Below are 16,843 nucleotides of genomic sequence, written 5' to 3' on the forward strand. Positions count from 1 at the left end.
GCGGGGCGGGGGGGCGCTCTCTCCCCCCGGGCGCCTCCCGGGGCTGTGACGGCGGCCGCCGCGCCGCCCTCCGCGGCGGTGGTGGCGCCGCCCCGCCCGCCCCGGCCCCCCCGGCCGCCCCCGCGGGGCTCTGTCGCGCCGGTCCGTCGTGCCGGCCGGCCGGGGTCAGGCGGCGTGCCGGGCGGCCGTCTCCTTGCCCTTGCGCTGTGCGTCCAGGAGGGCCTTGTCGCGGGAGGCCTCGAAGAGCGGGACGAGCTCGGCCATCGCCGGGTTCTGCGGGGCCATCGTCAGCTCCGGGACGATGAAGTCGAGGTCCAGGGCGAGGGTGTCGCGCAGCACGGCCTCCAGGTAGTTCTGCACGTACTCCATGCCCTCGCGCGGGGTGCCCGGCGCGTACGAGCCGCCGCGGCTGGCGACGACCGTGACCGGGGTGCCCTTGGCGGCCGGGGCCTCCACGCCGGCGGTGCGGCCGAACAGGATCACGTTGTCGAGCCAGGCCTTCAGGGTCGACGGGATCGAGTAGTTGTACATCGGGGCGCCGATCAGGATGGCGTCCGCCCGCTCCAGCTCCTCGATGAGCTTCACGCGCTCGGCGAAGGCCGCCGCCTGCTCGGGGGTGTGCGCGGACGGATCGGAGAAGCCGGCCAGGTGGGCGTGGGCGCTCAGGTGCGGGACCGGGTTCGTGTCCAGGTCGCGGTAGACGACCGTGCCCTCGGGGTGCTGCTCCTGCCAGGCGTTGCGGAAGGCGTCCGTGACCGTGCGCGAGGAGGACGCGGCGCCGGGGAGGAGGGAGGAGTCGATGTGCAGAAGCGTGGCCATGGGGTCTCTCCCGGAGGTGAGGGTGGCGCAGCCGCGCCGTGAAGCGTGCTGCAGATGAGTATGTAGCTATTGATAACACAGGTACTTACTTTTTTTCATCCCCGTACGGGAACGCAGTACTCTGGGCGCATGGCCGGAAACGGGGAAGTCGCGGGAGTCGGGGCGCGGGCGGCCGTGCCCGGGGCGTGTTCGACGGTCGGCATCGGGATGACGCGGGTCTTCGCGCTGCTCGGAAAGCGCTGGACCGGGCTGGTCGTGGCCGTCCTCATGGAGGGGCCCGTGCACTTCTCGGATCTGCGCCGGGCGATCCCGGGGATCAGCGAGCGGATGCTCTCGGACCGGCTGACCGAGCTGGGGGGCGCGGGACTCGTCGTGCGGGAGGTCGACGCGGGGCCGCCGCTGCGCGTCGCCTACCGGCTGACCGAGGCCGGTGAGGCGTTGCAGCCGGCGCTGCGGGAGCTGGGGGACTGGGCCGAGCGGTATCTCGGGGTGCCCGAGGGGAAGGGCTGCTCGGAGTAGCGGCTTCGGGAGGCCCAGGGACGCGGGCCAGGGCCTGGAGTCCGGGGGCTCGTTCTTCGCGGACTCGGGGGTGCCTGCTCCGGGGTTTCGGGTGCCTGTTCTCCCGGCTCGGGTGAGGGGCTTGTGCACAGGCCGTGGGTTTTCCACAGGCTCTGACGGGGATTTTCGCGCGGCGGTACGGTCGTGACCGATCAGAGTTCACAGACAGGTGCCGGGCTGGGCGATGTGCCGGTCGGAGCGATGTACGGGGGAGGCGGTCGGCGTGGGCGGATCCGGGGACACGGTGGCGGCGGTGCCGCGGCAGGGCGACGGGCCGGACTCCGGCGAGGCCAGGAGGCTGCCGCGGGTGCCGGGGTTCGCACGGTTCGGCGGCGTCGGTGGCGAGGCGGCCGCGGTGGGCACGCCCAAGGAGGCCGGGAAGGCGCTGCGGCGCGGTGTGCCCCGGTCCTCGCACGCGGACTTCGCCCCGGACGCGGGCCGGCCGGACGCCGTCGCCGCCGTCGAGGAGTCGGGGCGGGGCCGGATACCCGAGCTGACCCCGCTGCGGGTCGGGCGGATGGTCGCGACCCCCTTCGCCTTCCTGCGCGGTTCGGCCGGCCTCATGGCGTACGACCTGGCGCGCACGCCGGTCACCGGCATCGGCGCGCAGATCTGCGGCGACGCCCACGCGGCGAACTTCGGCCTGTACGGGGACGCGCGCGGCGGACTGGTCATCGACCTGAACGACTTCGACGAGACCGTGCACGGCCCCTGGGAGTGGGACGTGAAGCGGCTCGCCACGTCCCTGGTGCTCGCCGGGCGAGAGGCCGGCGCCGACGAGGACACCTGCCGCAAGGCCGCCCACGACAGCGTCGGTGCCTACCGCCGCACGATGCGGCTGCTGGCGAGGCTGCCGGCGCTGGACGCCTGGAACGCGATCGCGGACGAGGAGCTCGTCTCCCACACCGACGCCCACGACCTGCTCGGCACCCTGGAGCGCGTCTCGGAGAAGGCGCGGAACAACACCAGTGGCCGCTTCGCCGCGAAGTCGACGGTGGAGGTGCCGGGCGGCGGGCGGCGGTTCGTGGACGCGCCGCCGGTGCTGCGCTCGGTCCCGGACGCCGAGGCCGCGTCCGTCGCCGCCGCGCTCGGCCCCTATCTGGAGACCCTGTCCGAGGACCGGCTGCCGCTGCTGGGGCGGTACGCGATCCACGACGTGGCGTTCCGCGTCGTCGGCACGGGCAGCGTCGGCACGCGCTCGTACGTGGTGCTGCTGCTCGACCACCGCGGCGAGCCGCTGGTGCTGCAGGTGAAGGAGGCGCGGCCGTCCGTGCTGCTCCCGCATCTGCCGGCCGTCGGCTTCGCGGCGCCGGAGGCCGGGCACGAGGGGCAGCGGGTGGTGCTCGGGCAGAAGCGGATGCAGGTGGTCAGCGACATGCTGCTCGGCTGGACGACGGTGGACGGACGGCCGTTCCAGGTGCGGCAGTTCAGGAACCGGAAGGGGAGCGTGGACCCGGCCGCGCTCGCCGCCGACCAGGTCGACGACTACGCGCGGATGACCGGCGCGCTGCTCGCCCGCGCCCATGCGCACAGCGCGGACCCGCGGCTGGTCGCCGGCTACTGCGGCAAGAACGAGGAGCTGGACGAGGCCGTGGCGGCCTTCGCCGTGGCGTACGCGGACCGGACCGAGGCGGAACACGGGGAGCTGGTGCGGGCCGTGCGCGAGGGGCGGACCGCGGCGGAGACCGGGGTGTGAGGCCCTGGCCAGGACAGGGCCTAGGCTGGACGGGTGACGACCCCGGAGAGCGACGTGGCAGAGCAGCAGGCGGAGGGGCGGCCCACGGACGGGCAGCCCGCGGGCGGCTCGGCCGAGCAGGCTCAGGACCGAAGCGAGGCGGCTCAGGACGGAGCCGGGCAGGCTCAGGAGCACGGCGAGCAGGCTCAGGGACGCGGTGAGCGGGCTCAGGAGCGTGGCGGTGCGGCTTCCGGTGAGCAGGCCGGGGAGCGGCCCGAGGAGCGGCTCGAGCGGGCCGTGCGGGCCGCCGAGCAGGCGCTGATCGAGTTCGAGATCGCGGTGGAGACCTTCCGGGTCGAGGTGGAGAACTTCTCCCGGCTCCACCACCAGAAGCTCGGGCCGATGTACACGCGGCTCGACGAGCTGGAGGCCCTGATCGCCGAGGCGACCGCGGCCCGGACCGGCGACCCCGAGGACCGGGCGAAGGCCGAGGAGGCGCGGGCCCGGGTCATGCCGATGCCGGGGGTCGAGGAGCTGTTCCACGGCTGGATGGACGGGGACGGGCTGTTCCCCGAGGCCGTCGCCATGCTGACCGATCAGCCGGTGCGGCCGCCGCAGCGGGTGCGGCCGAGCGAGGAGGCCCGCAAGCTCTACCGCGAGCTGGCCCGCAAGGCGCATCCGGACCTGGCCCAGGAGGAGACGGAACGGGCCCGGCGCGACGAGTTCATCGCGCGGGTCAACGCGGCGTACGGCCGGGGCGACGAGGCGCTGCTGCGCGAGCTCGCCGAGGAATGGGCCGCGGGGCCGGTGCCGCCGGAGCGGGAGCCGTCGCCGAGCGAGGAGCTCTACGCCCGCCTGGAGTGGCTGGCGCAGCGCAAGGAGCTGCTCACGGTCGTGGCCCGGGAGCTGGAGGAGAGCGCGATCGGCTCGATGCTGCGGATGGCGCCCGACGACCCGGACACCCTGCTCGATGAGATCGCCGAGCAGCTGCTCGCGCAGGTCGCGGAGCGCGAGGCGGAGCTGCGGCGGCTCACCACGGCCTGAGCCCGTTTCCTCTTCGGGTAGCGTCGTACGCATGGTTTTCGGTTCTGGTGTGCCCACGGTCGCGGTCGACGAGCTCTCCGAGGGGGACTTCCTCCTCGATGTCCGTGAGGACGACGAATGGCGGGCGGGGCACGCCGAGGCGGCGCTGCACATCCCGATGAGCGAGTTCGTCGCCCGGTTCGGTGAGCTGACGGAGGCGGCGCCCCAGGACGGGCGGGTCAACGTGGTCTGCAAGGTCGGCGGCCGGTCCGCCCAGGTGACCGCCTACCTCGTGCAGCAGGGCATCGACGCGGTGAACGTGGCCGGTGGCATGGAGGCCTGGGCCGCGGCGGGGCGTCCCGTCGTGGACGGCGAGGGCAAGCCGGGCGCGGTGCTCTGACCTTTCCCGCGCGCGGTCGCCTCCTGGTTCTTGCGGTCGCTTCTCGATTCTTGCGGTCGGTCCTGTGACGCAGGACCGGCCGAGGGCCCCGGTTTTCGCCGGGGCCCTTCTTCGTGCCGGGCGCGGGTGCCGGGGTGCGGACGCGGTGCGGGCGCGGGTGGGGTCTCAGCCGAGGGGGTGGGCGGCCAGGAGGTCGCCCAGTGCCTCCTCGTGCGCGGCGGCCGGGCCGAGCGAGAGCTCCAGGTGCTTGGCCCAGGCGTGATAGCGGTGCAGCGGGTAGTCGGTGTCCGCGCCGAAGCCGCCGTGCAGGTGCTGGGCGGTCTGCACGATGCGGCGCACGCCCTCGGAGGCCCAGGTCTTGGCGACCGCCACGTCACCGGCCACGGGCAGCGCGCCCCCGGCCCCGCTGCTGATGCGCCACGCGGCCTGCCACAGGGTGGCCTCCATGGCACGCAGGTCGATGTACCGGTCGGCGGCCTGCACGGCGACGGCCTGGAACGTGGCGATGGGGTGGCCGAACTGCTCGCGCTTGCCCGCGTAGTCGCTGGTCATCCGGAGCGCTCCGGTGCCGAGGCCGAGGGCGAGGGCGCAGGTGCCGGTGGCGAGGAGATCGTGCAGTCGGGGCCAGGCCTCGGGGGCCTCGATCATGTTCCGGGCCGCGACGCGTACGCCGTCCAGGCGGAGCTCGGCGAGGCGTTCGCCGGTGGTGGAGACCTGCTCGTCGAAGGTGAGGCCCGGTGTCCGCGTGCCGGGCCCGGGGAGGACCGCGAGCAGGGGAGTGCCCTCGCCGGTGTGCGCCGGGACGAGGATCCGGTCGGCGTTGAACGCCCAGGGCACCGCCGTCTGCACCCCGTCCAGGATCCAGTCCGCCGGCCCGTCGGCCTGATCCCCGGGGCCCTCCTGCCGTGCGGTGACCGCGAGTTCGGCAGGGTCGTGGCCGGTGCGGCCCGCCGAGGCGACGGTCAGCACGAGCTCGCCGCGCCCCGCGCCGGGCAGCAGCTCCTGCCGCAACTCCGCGCTGCCGTGGGCCTGTACGGCCGTGGCGGCCGCGCTGTGCTCGAGCAGCGGCAGCCGGGCCAGGACCTGCGCAGACTCGCGCAGCACCAGACACAGCGCCACGGCGTCGAGCCCGGCCCCGCCGTGCTCGGGCGCGATCACCAGGCTCAGCAGATCGGCGCCCGCGGCCTTGGCCCACAGGGCGCGGTCGAAGTCCTCGGCCACGGCCCCCGGGGTCAGCGAGGGGCTGGGCACCCCGTCCGGAGCGACCGGTGCGAACACCGCCTTCGCCGCCTCGGCGGCCGCCTCTTGCTCCTCGGAGAAGGTGAAGTCCACCGGCTGTCCCTCCCGTGCCTGCCCCGGCGGCTCTGCCTCGATCCGCCGGGCCGTAGCGGAATCTGACGGAGCGTCAAGATAGAACAGGTTCTACGAGAAGGGAACAGGAGGCGGGAGGAACAGGGCGAGGGGCGCCGGGGTGGCCGAGGAGCGGGCGCCGGGGTGGCCGGAGGGCCGCGCGGCGCCCGGGCTCAGCGGTCGAAGTCGAGCTCCACCTTCTCCGTGGTCGGGTGGGACTGGCAGGCCAGCACATAACCGGCCTCGGTCTCCTCGGGCTCCAGCGCGAAGTTCCGGTCCATCCGGACGGACCCCGCGACGAGGAACGCGCGGCAGGTCCCGCAGACGCCGCCCTTGCAGGCGTAGGGCGCGTCCGGCCGGTTGCGCAGAACCGTGTCCAGGAGGGACTCGCCGTCCTGGACGGGCCAGCTGCCCGCTCGGCCGTCGAGCTGCGCGGTGACCGTGGCGTGGGCGGGGGCACCGGCCGCCGAACCGGGCCGGGTAGCGCCCTGGGCGTCGTCCACGTGGAAGATCTCCTCGTGGACGCGGTCGCGCCGCACGCCGAGGTCCCGCAGCGTCCGCTCGGCGCTCTGCACGAGCCCGTAAGGGCCGCACAGGAACCAGCCCGAGACCCGCTCGACCGGCAGCAGCGCCGGCAGCAGGGCCGACAGGCGCTCCTGGTCGAGGCGGCCCGAGGTGAGACCGGCCTGCTGCTCCTCCCGGGACAGCACGGTGACCAGCTGGAACCGGTCCGGGTAGCGGTCCTTCAGGTCGGCGACCTCCTCCAGGAACATCGTCGACGCGGTGGTGCGGTCGCTGCGGATCAGGCAGAACCGGGCCTCGGGCTCGCGCGCCAGCAGCGTCGCCGCGATGGAGAGCACCGGGGTGATCCCGCTGCCACCGACCACCGCCGCGTAGTGCCCCGGCGCCGGGTCGAGGACGAAGCGCCCGGCCGGCGTCATCACCTCGACCTCGTCGCCCACGCCGATCTCCTTGTGGGCGTACGTGGAGAAGGCGCCGCCGTCGACCATGCGCACACCGACGCGCAGCGTGTCCGGTGCCGTGCCGGCCGGGGCGGGGGAGCAGATCGAGTACGTGCGGCGGATCTCGGCGCCCTCGGTCGTGCCGTCCGCGGTGCGGCGCAGGGCGAGGTGCTGGCCGGGGGTGAAGCGGTACGCCTCGCGCAGTTCGCTCGGCACCGCGAAGGTCAGGGCCACCGAGTCGTCGGTGAGCCGGTCGACCGCGGCGACCCGGAGCCGGTGGAAGCGGGCCCTTCCCGCTCCTTGTGCCATCACAGCTCCTTGAAGTGGTCGAAGGGTTCGCGGCAGGCCAGGCAGCGGCGCAGGGCCTTGCAGGCGGTGGACGAGAAGCGGCTGAGCAGCTCGGTGTCGGTCGAGCCGCAGTGCGGGCAGGCGAGCGGCTCCTCGGCCGGTGCGTCCGCGCCGGTGCGGCGGGTCGGGCTCAGCGTCAGGGCGACGGGCCCGGCGGGGGCGCGGGTGGTGCGGGGTGGCGCGATGCCGAACTCCCGGAGCTTGCGGCGGCCTTCGGGCGTGATGTCGTCCGTGGACCAGGCGGGGCTGAGCACCGGGCGGACGGTGACCTCGGGGATCCCGTGCTCGTGCAGCACCCGCTCGATGTCGGCGGACATCGCCTCGATCGCGGGGCACCCCGTGTACGTGGGGCTGAGTTCCACCTCGACGCGGCCGGGCCCCAGGCTGTGCACGGCGCGCAGCACGCCGAGCTCCGTGAGGCTCAGCACGGGCAGCTCGGGGTCGGGCACGGAGCCCGCGAGCCGGCGCAGCTCCGCCTCCAGCGGGGTCTCCTGCTCGCGGGCGAGGGTCACCATGACGCCCCCGGGTGACTGCGGTGCAGGTGCTGCATCTCGGCGAGCATCCGCCCGAAGGACTCGGTGTGCAGGCCCTGGCGTCCGGCGCCGGCGCTCCAGGCACCGGTCTGCGGGCCCGCGGGCACGGCCAGCCCGGCGCGGCCGAGCACGTCCGTGACCCGCGCCGTCCACGTCTCCTGGATCTCCTGCCAGTCGACCGGCAGTGCGGGCACGGGCTGGAACAGCTCGCCGGTGAAGCGCCACAGGGCGTCGACCGCGCGCTGCATGCGGGCGTGGCTCTCGTCGGTGCCGTCGCCCAGGCGCAGCGTCCACTGCTCGGCGTGGTCCTGGTGGTAGGCGACTTCCTTGACCGCCTTGGCGGCCAGCGGCGCGAACGGGGAGTCCGTCGCGGCCAGTTGTGTGTGCAGCAGCAGCTGGTACGTGGAGAAGAAGAGCTGGCGGGCGATCGTGTGCGCGAAGTCGCCGTTGGGCTGCTCGACCAGCTGGGTGTTGCGGAAGGCGCGCTCCTCGCGGAGGTAGGCCAGCTCGTCCTCGTCGCCGGCCATGCTCAGCAGGACGCGGGCCTGGCCGAGCAGGTCGAGCGCGATGTTCGCGAGGGCGACCTCCTCCTCCAGGACCGGGGCGTGGCCCGCCCACTCCCCCAGGCGGTGCGAGAGCACCAGGGCGTCGTCGCCGAGGGCGAGGGCGGCGGCCGCGGTGTCGGTCAGCCGCTGCGTCTCAGGGGCCTGCGTCACAGGTGCTTCACCCCTTCCGGGATCTCGTAGAACGTCGGGTGGCGGTACGGCTTGTCGGCCGCGGGCTCGAAGAAGGGGTCCTTCTCGTCCGGCGAGGAGGCGGTGATCGCGGCGGACGGCACGACCCACAGGGAGACGCCCTCGCCGCGGCGGGTGTACAGGTCCCGCGCGTTGCGCAGCGCCAGCTCGGCGTCCGGGGCGTGCAGGCTGCCCGCGTGGGTGTGGGACAGGCCGCGGCGGGAGCGCACGAAGACCTCCCACAGGGGCCATTCCGTGCGGCCCTGTGCCTCGGGGGTGGGGGTCTCGCTCATGCCGCCCTGCCTTCGTGTGTCGTGGCCTTCGTGGAGTGCTTGGCCGCGTGGGCCGCGGCGGCCTCGCGCACCCAGGCGCCTTCCTCGTGGGCGCGCCGGCGCTGGGTGATGCGCTGCTCGTTGCACGGCCCGTTGCCCTTCAGGACCTCCTTGAACTCCGTCCAGTCGATCGGACCGAAGTCGTGGTGGCCCCGCTCCTCGTTCCACCGCAGCTCGGGGTCGGGGAGGGTGAGGCCGAGGGACTCGGCCTGGGGGACGCAGATGTCGACGAAGCGCTGGCGCAGCTCGTCGTTCGAGTGGCGCTTGATCTTCCACACCATGGACTGCGCGGAGTGCGCCGACTCGTCGTCCGGCGGGCCGAACATCATCAGCGAGGGCCACCACCAGCGGTCCACCGCGTCCTGCGCCATCGCGTGCTGGGCCTCGGTGCCCCGGCTCAGGGCGAGCAGCAGCTCGTACCCCTGGCGCTGGTGGAAGGACTCCTCCTTGCAGACACGGACCATCGCGCGGGCGTAGGGCCCGTAGGAGCAGCGGCACAGCGGCACCTGGTTCGTGATCGCGGCGCCGTCCACCAGCCAGCCGATGGCGCCGACGTCAGCCCAGGTCAGCGTCGGGTAATTGAAGATCGAGGAGTACTTCTGGCGGCCGCTGTGGAGCTTGTCGAGCAGCTCGTCGCGGCTGGTGCCGAGGGTCTCGGCGGCGCTGTAGAGGTACAGGCCGTGGCCCGCCTCGTCCTGGACCTTGGCCATGAGGATGGCCTTGCGGCGCAGGGAGGGGGCGCGGGTGATCCAGTTCGCCTCCGGCTGCATGCCGATGATCTCGGAGTGCGCGTGCTGGGCGATCTGGCGCACCAGCGTCGCGCGGTAGGCGTCGGGCATCCAGTCGCGGGGCTCGATGCGCTCGTCGGCCGCCACCGCCGCGTCGAAGACGGCCTGGAAGCCGGCCTCGCCGAGGTCGGCGGCCTGGTCCGGCCGCGTCCCGGCTGCCTGATGGTGCGGGGCTGCTGTCGCCATTCCCGATCCCCTCGACCTTGGGTCCCGACGGGGCCGAGGGCTCCGTCAGCTCCCGACCGATCGTTCGGTTCGTCGAGTTCAATGGTGGGACCCGGCGCCGTAGGGTGTCAACCCTGAACAGCCCGCCTGTGGACAAGTCCGGTCTGCACCGTCCCTTCACCTGTGGAAAACCGCGGTCGACTGTGTTTGGCGCTCGCTCCCCAGTACGGTTCCGATGCGCCGCGGGGACACGGCGGGCCGGGGGAACGGCCAGGGGAACAGGGAATCGGGATCGGGGAGCACCGATGGACACGGAAGCAACGGCGGCGGACGAGGGCGTCCGGCCCGAGCCGGAGCCTGAGCCGCGGCCGAACCCGCCCGGCCGTGCCGGCATCGCGGGCCTCGCCCCCGGCTACCAGCTGACGGCCGCGCTGGCCCTGGCGGCGATCGCGCTCGTCACCGGCCTGCACGTCCTCATGGTGTTCCTGCACGTCGCGCCGTCGAACACGCTGAGCAAGCAGTACGGCCGCGACGTCGACGACTGGGTCTATCCCGAGTTCGAGCAGAACTGGAAGCTGTTCGCCCCGAACCCGCTCCAGCAGAACGTCGCGGTGCAGGCCCGCGGCGAGGTGCGCACCCGCGAGGGGGACACGCGGCAGACCCGCTGGTACGACCTGTCCGCCGCGGACGGCGCCGCCATCGACGGCAACCTGCTGCCCAGCCACACCCAGCAGAACGAACTGCGCCGCGCCTGGGACGTCTACGGGTCGACGCACGACGCGCAGAACCGTCCCACCGGACTGCGCGGCACCCTGTCCGAGCGCTATCTGCGCCGCATCCTCGTGCTGCGCCTGGACCGGCTCGGCGTGACGGAGAAGGGCGAGACCCTCGAACGCGTCCAGGTGCGCTCGCGGTCCGTCACCATCGAGCCGCCGAAGTGGAGCACTGAGAAGGTGAACCGGAAGCCGTTCTACCGAGAGATCCCCTGGTGGTCGGTGACCGCGTACGACGCTCCGCTCGACACCGGCGCCCGGGTGCGCGTGCAGGGACCGGCCGGTGAGGCCCGATGACCCGCATCGCCCGCTTCGGCGCACAGCTCTACGCCGCCCTCCAGAAGATCACCGCGTCCCCGCTCGCCCCCTACCAGAGCGCCGTGATCCGGATCGGGTTCGCCTCGACCTGGCTGCTGTTCCTGCTGCGCGAGTACCCGCACCGGCGGGAGCTCTACGGTCCCGACGGGCCGTGGAGCTGGGACCTGGCGCAGCAGCTCATCAGCGAGAACCACGCGTTCAGCGTGCTGATGTGGTCCGACGGGCGCGCCTGGTTCGAGCTCGTCTACGCGGCGGCCGTCCTGGCCTCGCTCCTGCTGGCCCTCGGCTGGCGCACCCGCACCATGTCGGTCCTGTTCATGATCGGCGTGCTCTCGCTGCAGAACCGCAGCGTCTTCGTGGGCGACGGCGGGGACAACGTCATCCACCTCATGTCGATCTACCTCGTCCTCACGCGCTGCGGCCAGGTGTGGTCGCTGGACGCGCGGCGGGCGGCACGCGCGCGGAGCGGTCTGCCCCGGCCGGACCGCGCCGGGCCCGTCCTGTGGTGGGTGGCCGGTCTGGCGCTCGCGGCGATCACGTTCACCGGGGACGTCCGCACCGGCTGGCTGCTCGTCTTCTGGTCGCTGTGGGCCGTCCACGGCGTGTGGTGGTTCCTGAACCTGCGCGCCCCGGACGGCGACCCGCGCCTGCTGTGCGACGTCGTCGCCAACCTGGCGCACAACGCCGCCCTGCTGGTGATCATGATCGAGGCGTGCCTGATCTACGCCACCGCGGGCTGGTACAAGATCCAGGGCAGCCGCTGGCAGGACGGCAGCGCCGTCTACTACCCGCTGCACCTGGACTACTTCTCGCCCTGGCCCGCCCTGGGCGACCTGCTGACCTCGTACGGCCCGATGGTGCTGCTCGTGACGTACGGGACGGTCGCCGTGCAGGTCGCCTTCCCGTTCACCGTGTTCAACCGGCGGGTCAAGAACGTCCTGCTCGTGCTCATGATCACCGAGCACCTGGCGATCGCCGTCGTGCTCGGGCTGCCGTTCTTCTCGCTCGCGATGATCGCCGCCGACGCGGTCTTCCTGCCGACCCCCTTCCTGAAGTGGCTGGGCGGGCGGGTGGCACGCGCGCGTGAGCGCGTTTTCCCCGGCACGCGCGCGGAGGGCGGGCCCGAGGTGCCCGGGCCGCGTCCGGCGGACGGGGCGCAGGGGGCCGCGGACGTGTCCGGGGTGCCGGTCACCCGCACGTAGGCTTCCCGGCATGAGCGGGGCGAACGGGACACAGGCGGCGCGGGGCGCACACGGCGGGCGGGAACAGGACGCGGTGCGGGTCTGGCGGCAGCACGCCCAGGAGGCCGTGCTGCTGGACGGCTTCCACGCCCTCAAGCACGCGCTGCGCTTCGGCGCGGACGTGCCCGTGGCGCTCGCCGTCGACCGGGCCGCCGCGCTCGCCCTCGCCGCCGATCTCGCCCCCGACGTCGCCCCCGGACTGGCCGCGCGTCTGGTCGAGGTGCCGGACGACGTGCTGCGCACGCTCGTGCCGCGGCTGCACCCCACCGGGGTCGCCGCGCTCGCGGGCCGCCCCGCGCGGGCGGAGCGGCTCGGCGCCCTGCACCGCACGGACCGTACGACCCCGGTCGTCGTCCTCGACCAGCCGCGCAACCTCGGCAACGCGGGCGCGGTCATCCGGCTCGCCGCCGGCTACGGGGCCGCGGGAGTCGTCACGACGGGCAGCCTCGACCCCTGGCACCCCACGGTCGTGCGGGGCGGGGCCGGGCTGCACTTCGCGACCGCCGTGGCGCGCCTGGACGTCGGAGAGCTGCCCGCGGGGCCGCTGTACGCGCTCGACCCCGAGGGCGCCGACATCCGCGGCCTGGAGCTGCCCGACGACGCGCTGCTCGCCTTCGGCTCGGAGCGCAGCGGTCTGACGCCCGAACTGCGCGAGCGCGCCGACCACCTCGTCTCCCTGCCGATGCGGCCCCAGGTCTCCAGCTACAACCTGGCGACCAGCGTCGGCATGACCCTCTTCCACTGGAGCACGCACAGCCCGCATGCGCCCAGGACCTAGGAGGCGGTGGCCTCCCGGCGGACCTCGACCACGCGGAAGCGGTTCGACACGAAGGCGCCGTCGCACAGGGCCGCGTTCGCCGCCGGGTTGCCGCCCGAGCCGTGGAAGTCGGAGAACGCCGCCGTCTGGTTCACGTACACCCCGCCCGTCAGGTTGAGCGAGAGCTGGGCGCACTCCTCCAGGCAGACCTCCTCGACGGCGCCGGCCACATCCTCGGAGGTCGTGTACGCGCCGACGGTCATCGCGCCCTTGTCCCGGACCGTGCGCCGCAGCAGGTCGAGGGCGTCGGCCGTGGAGTCGACGGCCACCGCGAAGGAGACCGGGCCGAAGCACTCGCTCATGTAGGCCGCCTCGGTGTCGGCCGTCTCCCAGAACTTGCGCGCGCCGTCGAGCTTCACCATCGCGGGCGTGCGCACCACGGCGTCCGGGAAGTCCGGGTTGGCGACCTCGCGGGAGGGCAGCGCCACCTCGCCCAGGGAGGCGGCCGCGTCCAGGCGGGCCTTCACGTCCGGGTTGACCAGTGCGCCCAGCAGGGCGTTCGCCCGCGCGTCGTCGCCGAGGAGGCCGCCGACCGAGCGCGCGAGGTCGGCCACGACCTCGTCGTACGTCTTCGGGCCCTCGTCGGTGGAGATGCCCTCGCGGGGGATCAGCAGGTTCTGCGGGGTGGTGCACATCTGGCCGCTGTACAGGGAGAGCGAGAACGCGAGGTTCGACAGCATGCCCTTGTAGGAGTCGGTCGAGTCGATGACGACCGTGTTGACCCCCGCCTTCTCCGTGTAGACCTGCGCCTGGCGGGCGTGGGTCTCCAGCCAGTCGCCGAACTCGGTGGAGCCCGTGTAGTCGATGATCTTGATCTCGGGGCGGACGGCGAGCGTCTTGGCGATGCCCTCGCCGGGGCGCTCGGCGGCCAGCGCCACCAGGTTCGCGTCGAAGCCGGCCTCGGCGAGGACGTCCCGCGCGACCTGGACGGTCAGCGCGAGCGGCAGCACCGCGCGCGGGTGCGGCTTGACCAGGACCGCGTTCCCCGTCGCCAGGGAGGCGAACAGGCCCGGGTAGCCGTTCCACGTCGGGAACGTGTTGCACCCGATCATCAGCGCGATGCCGCGGCCGACCGGGGTGAACGACTTGGTGAGCAGCAGCGGGTCGCGCTTGCCCTGCGGCTTGGACCACTCCGCCGCGTCCGGCGTGCGGACCTGCTCCGCGTACGCGTAGGCCACCGCCTCCAGGCCGCGGTCCTGCGCGTGCGGGCCGCCCGCCTGGAACGCCATCATGAAGGCCTGGCCGCTGGTGTGCATGACCGCGTGCCCGAACTCCATGGTGCGGGCGCTGATCCGGGCCAGGATCTCCAGACAGACCGCCGCGCGCAGCTCCGCGCCCGCCTCGCGCCAGGCACGCAGACCCGCGCGCATGGCGGGCAGCAGCACGTCGATGTCCGCGTGCGGGTACGTGACGCCCAGCTCGACGCCGTACGGGGAGACCTCCCCGCCCACGAAGTCGTCCGTGCCGGGCTGGCCCAGGTCGAGGCGGGTGCCGAGCAGGGCGTCGAAGGCGGCCTTGCCCTCGGCCATGCTCAGGCTCCCGTTCTCCCCGTACGCCTTCGGGTGCTCCGGGTGCGGGGACCAGTACGCGCGCGTGCTGATGGCTTCCAGCGTCCGGTCGAGCGTCGGCCGGTGCTCGGCGATCAGGTCGTGCGCGGTGCGTTCGGCGGCCATGGGGGACCAACTCCTCCTCGGCGGCGGCTCCTCGTCGAGCCGGCGAGCTGGGCAGGGACGGGCAGACAGAGTTAGAGTAACCGAACGATCGGTCGGGACAAGGGGGTGCGGCGAACCTGTGGACGACAGCCCTTCGCCGGCCGGGCCTGACGGCCCCCGGGGCCCACGCGCTCGGCTGCATGCGGAAGGATCGCGCGCATGACAGCACATGACCGCCCCGTCGGCGTGGTGGGCACCGGCACGATGGGCCAGGGAATCGCCCAGGTCGCCCTGGTCGCCGGGCACCCCGTCCGGCTGTACGACGCCGTGCCCGGCCGCGCGCGCACGGCCGCCGAGTCGATCGCCGCACGGCTCGACCGGCTCGTGGACAAGGGCCGCATGAGCGGCGAGGAGCGCACCGCCGCCGTCGCCCGCCTCACGCCCGCGCAGTCGCTCGACGCGTTCGCGGACACGGCCCTCGTGGTCGAGGCCGTCCTGGAGGAACTGGACGTCAAGCAGCGGCTGTTCCGCGAGCTCGAGGACGTCGTCGACGACGACTGTCTGCTCGCCACGAACACCTCGTCCCTGTCCGTCACCGCGATCGCCGGTGCCCTGCGCCTGCCCGGCCGCTTCGTAGGACTGCACTTCTTCAACCCGGCGCCGCTCATGCCGCTCGTCGAGGTCGTCTCCGGCGCCGCCACCGACGTCACCGCCGCCACGCGCGCGTACGAGACCGCCCGCGCCTGGGGGAAGACCCCGGTGGCCTGCGCCGACACCCCGGGCTTCCTGGTCAACCGGATCGCGCGGCCCTTCTACGCCGAGGCCTTCGCGGTGCACGAGGAGCAGGGCGCCGACCCCGCCACCATCGACGCCGTGCTGCGCGAGAGCGGCGGCTTCCGAATGGGCGCCTTCGAGCTGACCGACCTCATCGGCCAGGACGTCAACGAGGCCGTGACCCGCTCCGTGTGGGAGGGCTTCTACCAGGACGTGAAGTTCCGGCCCGCCCTGTCGCAGCGCCGCCTCGTGGAGGCCGGCCGGCTCGGCCGCAAGACCGGCCAGGGCTGGTACGCGTACGGGGAGGGCGAGGAGCGTCCCGAGCCGCACACGGCGGCGCCCGCCGAGCCCCCCGCGCGCGTGAGCGTCGAGGGCGACCTGGACTCGGCCGCCGAGCTGATCCCGATGATGCGTGAGGCGGGCATCGAGGTCGTGCAGGAGGACGAGGACAAGGGCACCCGCATCGTGCTGCCCAGCGGCGGCCAGCTGGTGCAGGCCGACGGCCAGACCTCCGTCGAGTTCCGCGACGTCGTCTACTTCGACCTCGCCCTGGACTACCGCTCGGCGACCCGGATCGCGCTCGCCGCCTGCAAGGACGGCAACCCGCGCACCCTGGACGAGGCGGTCGGCCTCTTCCAGGCGCTCGGCAAGCAGGTCAGCGTCATCGGCGACGTGCCGGGCATGATCGTGGCCCGCACCGTGGCCCGGATCATCGACCTCGCGCACGACGCGGTCGCGCGCGGCGTGGCCACCGAGGAGGACGTCGACACCGCGATGCGGCTCGGCGTCAACTACCCGCTGGGACCCGTCGAATGGAGCCGCCGGCTCGGCCGAGGCTGGGCCTGCGGCGTGCTGGAGGAGCTGCACGAGCGCGACCCCTCGGGCCGCTACGCCCCCTCCCTCGCGCTCTTCCGGCACTCGTACAACCCGAAGAAGTGGGAGGGCTCCGCATGACCACGCCGCGACGTGCCCCGGGCCCGCGCCGCGACACGTACACCCCCGAGACGCTGCTGACGGTCGCCGTGGCGGTCTTCAACGAGCGCGGCTACGACGGCACTTCGATGGAGCACCTCTCCAAGGCCGCGGGCATCTCCAAGTCGTCGATCTACCACCACGTGTCGGGCAAGGAGGAGTTGCTGCGCCGCGCGGTCAGCCGCGCGCTCGACGGGCTCTTCGGGATCCTCGACGAGGAACCCGCGCGCGTGGGACGCGCGGTGGAGCGCCTGGAGCACGTCACGCGCCGCATGGTCGAGGTCCTGACCGGCGAACTTCCCTATGTGACGCTCCTGTTGCGCGTGCGCGGGAACACGGACACGGAGCGGTGGGCCATGGCGCGCCGCCGCGAGTTCGACCACCAGGTCGCCGCGCTGCTCAAGGCGGCCGCGGCCGACGGGGACGTGCGGGACGACATAGAAGTGCGGCTCGCGACCCGCCTCCTGTTCGGAATGATCAACTCCATCGTGGAGTGGTACCGGCCCGACGGCGGCGGCCAGCTCCGCCCCCAGGAAGTCGCCGACGCGGTCGTGGAGCTGGTCTTCCAGGGCATGCGCAAGCCCGCCTGAGCGCCCCTCGGGGCCCTGG

17 protein-coding genes are annotated in these 16,843 nt (G+C 73.5%); 9 read left to right on the forward strand and 8 right to left on the reverse strand.

The window, feature by feature from the left end:
• Positions 1 to 165: 165 nt before the first annotated feature.
• Positions 166 to 819, reverse strand: a complete 654-nt coding sequence (locus ACFW9D_RS17235; RefSeq protein WP_384622842.1) for an FMN-dependent NADH-azoreductase — start codon at positions 817 to 819, stop codon at positions 166 to 168.
• A 129-nt stretch (positions 820 to 948) separates the two neighbouring features.
• On the opposite strand from ACFW9D_RS17235, the gene ACFW9D_RS17240 reads away from it, so the two are divergent.
• The 4 genes from ACFW9D_RS17240 (at position 949) to ACFW9D_RS17255 (ending at position 4,475) form a co-directional block, all read left to right on the forward strand.
• A complete protein-coding gene (locus tag ACFW9D_RS17240) occupies positions 949 to 1,338 on the forward strand; it encodes a helix-turn-helix domain-containing protein (RefSeq protein ID WP_188338000.1) in 390 nt (129 codons plus the stop codon).
• A gap of 223 nt (positions 1,339 to 1,561) precedes the next feature.
• Complete coding sequence (locus ACFW9D_RS17245) at positions 1,562 to 3,073, forward strand: DUF2252 domain-containing protein (RefSeq protein ID WP_384622844.1); 1,512 nt, start codon at positions 1,562 to 1,564, stop codon at positions 3,071 to 3,073.
• Positions 3,074 to 3,106: 33 nt separating this feature from the next.
• Positions 3,107 to 4,096, forward strand: coding sequence for a hypothetical protein (locus ACFW9D_RS17250; RefSeq protein WP_384622846.1), 990 nt, complete (start codon positions 3,107 to 3,109; stop codon positions 4,094 to 4,096).
• Positions 4,097 to 4,127: 31 nt separating this feature from the next.
• Positions 4,128 to 4,475, forward strand: coding sequence for a rhodanese-like domain-containing protein (locus ACFW9D_RS17255; RefSeq protein WP_188338002.1), 348 nt, complete (start codon positions 4,128 to 4,130; stop codon positions 4,473 to 4,475).
• Positions 4,476 to 4,640: 165 nt separating this feature from the next.
• Here the strand turns inward: ACFW9D_RS17255 and ACFW9D_RS17260 are convergent, their stop codons facing one another.
• From ACFW9D_RS17260 to paaA, 6 genes are all read right to left on the reverse strand, one after another.
• Complete coding sequence (locus tag ACFW9D_RS17260; protein WP_384622847.1) at positions 4,641 to 5,807, reverse strand: acyl-CoA dehydrogenase family protein; 1,167 nt, start codon at positions 5,805 to 5,807, stop codon at positions 4,641 to 4,643.
• Between the two features lie 191 nt (positions 5,808 to 5,998).
• Positions 5,999 to 7,096, reverse strand: a complete 1,098-nt coding sequence (gene paaE / locus ACFW9D_RS17265) for a 1,2-phenylacetyl-CoA epoxidase subunit PaaE (protein WP_384622849.1) — start codon at positions 7,094 to 7,096, stop codon at positions 5,999 to 6,001.
• Positions 7,096 to 7,650: a 1,2-phenylacetyl-CoA epoxidase subunit PaaD gene (gene paaD, locus ACFW9D_RS17270; RefSeq protein WP_188338005.1), complete on the reverse strand. Its 555-nt coding sequence runs from the start codon at positions 7,648 to 7,650 to the stop codon at positions 7,096 to 7,098. Before paaD ends, paaE begins: the two co-directional genes overlap by 1 nt.
• On the reverse strand, positions 7,644 to 8,384 hold the full coding sequence (gene paaC, locus ACFW9D_RS17275) for a 1,2-phenylacetyl-CoA epoxidase subunit PaaC (protein ID WP_384622851.1): 741 nt from the start codon (positions 8,382 to 8,384) through the stop codon (positions 7,644 to 7,646). Before paaC ends, paaD begins: the two co-directional genes overlap by 7 nt.
• Positions 8,381 to 8,695, reverse strand: coding sequence for a 1,2-phenylacetyl-CoA epoxidase subunit PaaB (gene paaB / locus ACFW9D_RS17280; RefSeq protein WP_188338006.1), 315 nt, complete (start codon positions 8,693 to 8,695; stop codon positions 8,381 to 8,383). Before paaB ends, paaC begins: the two co-directional genes overlap by 4 nt.
• Complete coding sequence (gene paaA / locus ACFW9D_RS17285; RefSeq protein WP_384622854.1) at positions 8,692 to 9,708, reverse strand: 1,2-phenylacetyl-CoA epoxidase subunit PaaA; 1,017 nt, start codon at positions 9,706 to 9,708, stop codon at positions 8,692 to 8,694. Before paaA ends, paaB begins: the two co-directional genes overlap by 4 nt.
• Before the next feature lie 284 nt (positions 9,709 to 9,992).
• Here paaA and ACFW9D_RS17290 point away from each other — a divergent pair, with 284 nt between their 5' ends.
• From ACFW9D_RS17290 to ACFW9D_RS17300, 3 genes are read left to right on the forward strand one after another with little or no spacing between them, the layout of a single operon-like run.
• Positions 9,993 to 10,757, forward strand: a complete 765-nt coding sequence (locus tag ACFW9D_RS17290) for a DUF5819 family protein (RefSeq protein WP_384622855.1) — start codon at positions 9,993 to 9,995, stop codon at positions 10,755 to 10,757.
• Complete coding sequence (locus ACFW9D_RS17295) at positions 10,754 to 11,980, forward strand: HTTM domain-containing protein (RefSeq protein ID WP_384622857.1); 1,227 nt, start codon at positions 10,754 to 10,756, stop codon at positions 11,978 to 11,980. The genes ACFW9D_RS17290 and ACFW9D_RS17295 overlap by 4 nt, the downstream gene beginning before the upstream one ends.
• Positions 11,981 to 11,990: 10 nt before the next feature.
• Positions 11,991 to 12,797, forward strand: coding sequence for a TrmH family RNA methyltransferase (locus ACFW9D_RS17300; RefSeq protein ID WP_384622859.1), 807 nt, complete (start codon positions 11,991 to 11,993; stop codon positions 12,795 to 12,797).
• On the opposite strand, the gene paaN is transcribed toward ACFW9D_RS17300, so the two are convergent.
• Positions 12,794 to 14,509, reverse strand: coding sequence for a phenylacetic acid degradation protein PaaN (gene paaN / locus ACFW9D_RS17305; protein WP_384622861.1), 1,716 nt, complete (start codon positions 14,507 to 14,509; stop codon positions 12,794 to 12,796). The genes ACFW9D_RS17300 and paaN overlap by 4 nt on opposite strands.
• Positions 14,510 to 14,707: 198 nt before the next feature.
• Here paaN and ACFW9D_RS17310 point away from each other — a divergent pair, with 198 nt between their 5' ends.
• Positions 14,708 to 16,216 (forward strand): 3-hydroxyacyl-CoA dehydrogenase, encoded by a 1,509-nt coding sequence (locus tag ACFW9D_RS17310; RefSeq protein WP_188338012.1) that lies wholly within the window; start codon positions 14,708 to 14,710, stop codon positions 16,214 to 16,216.
• Positions 16,213 to 16,824: a TetR/AcrR family transcriptional regulator gene (locus ACFW9D_RS17315; RefSeq protein ID WP_188338013.1), complete on the forward strand. Its 612-nt coding sequence runs from the start codon at positions 16,213 to 16,215 to the stop codon at positions 16,822 to 16,824. The genes ACFW9D_RS17310 and ACFW9D_RS17315 overlap by 4 nt, the downstream gene beginning before the upstream one ends.
• Positions 16,825 to 16,843 lie beyond the last annotated feature (19 nt).

It is taken from the genome of Streptomyces sp. NPDC059524 (assembly GCF_042749255.1).
Taxonomy (GTDB): domain Bacteria; phylum Actinomycetota; class Actinomycetes; order Streptomycetales; family Streptomycetaceae; genus Streptomyces; species Streptomyces xanthii.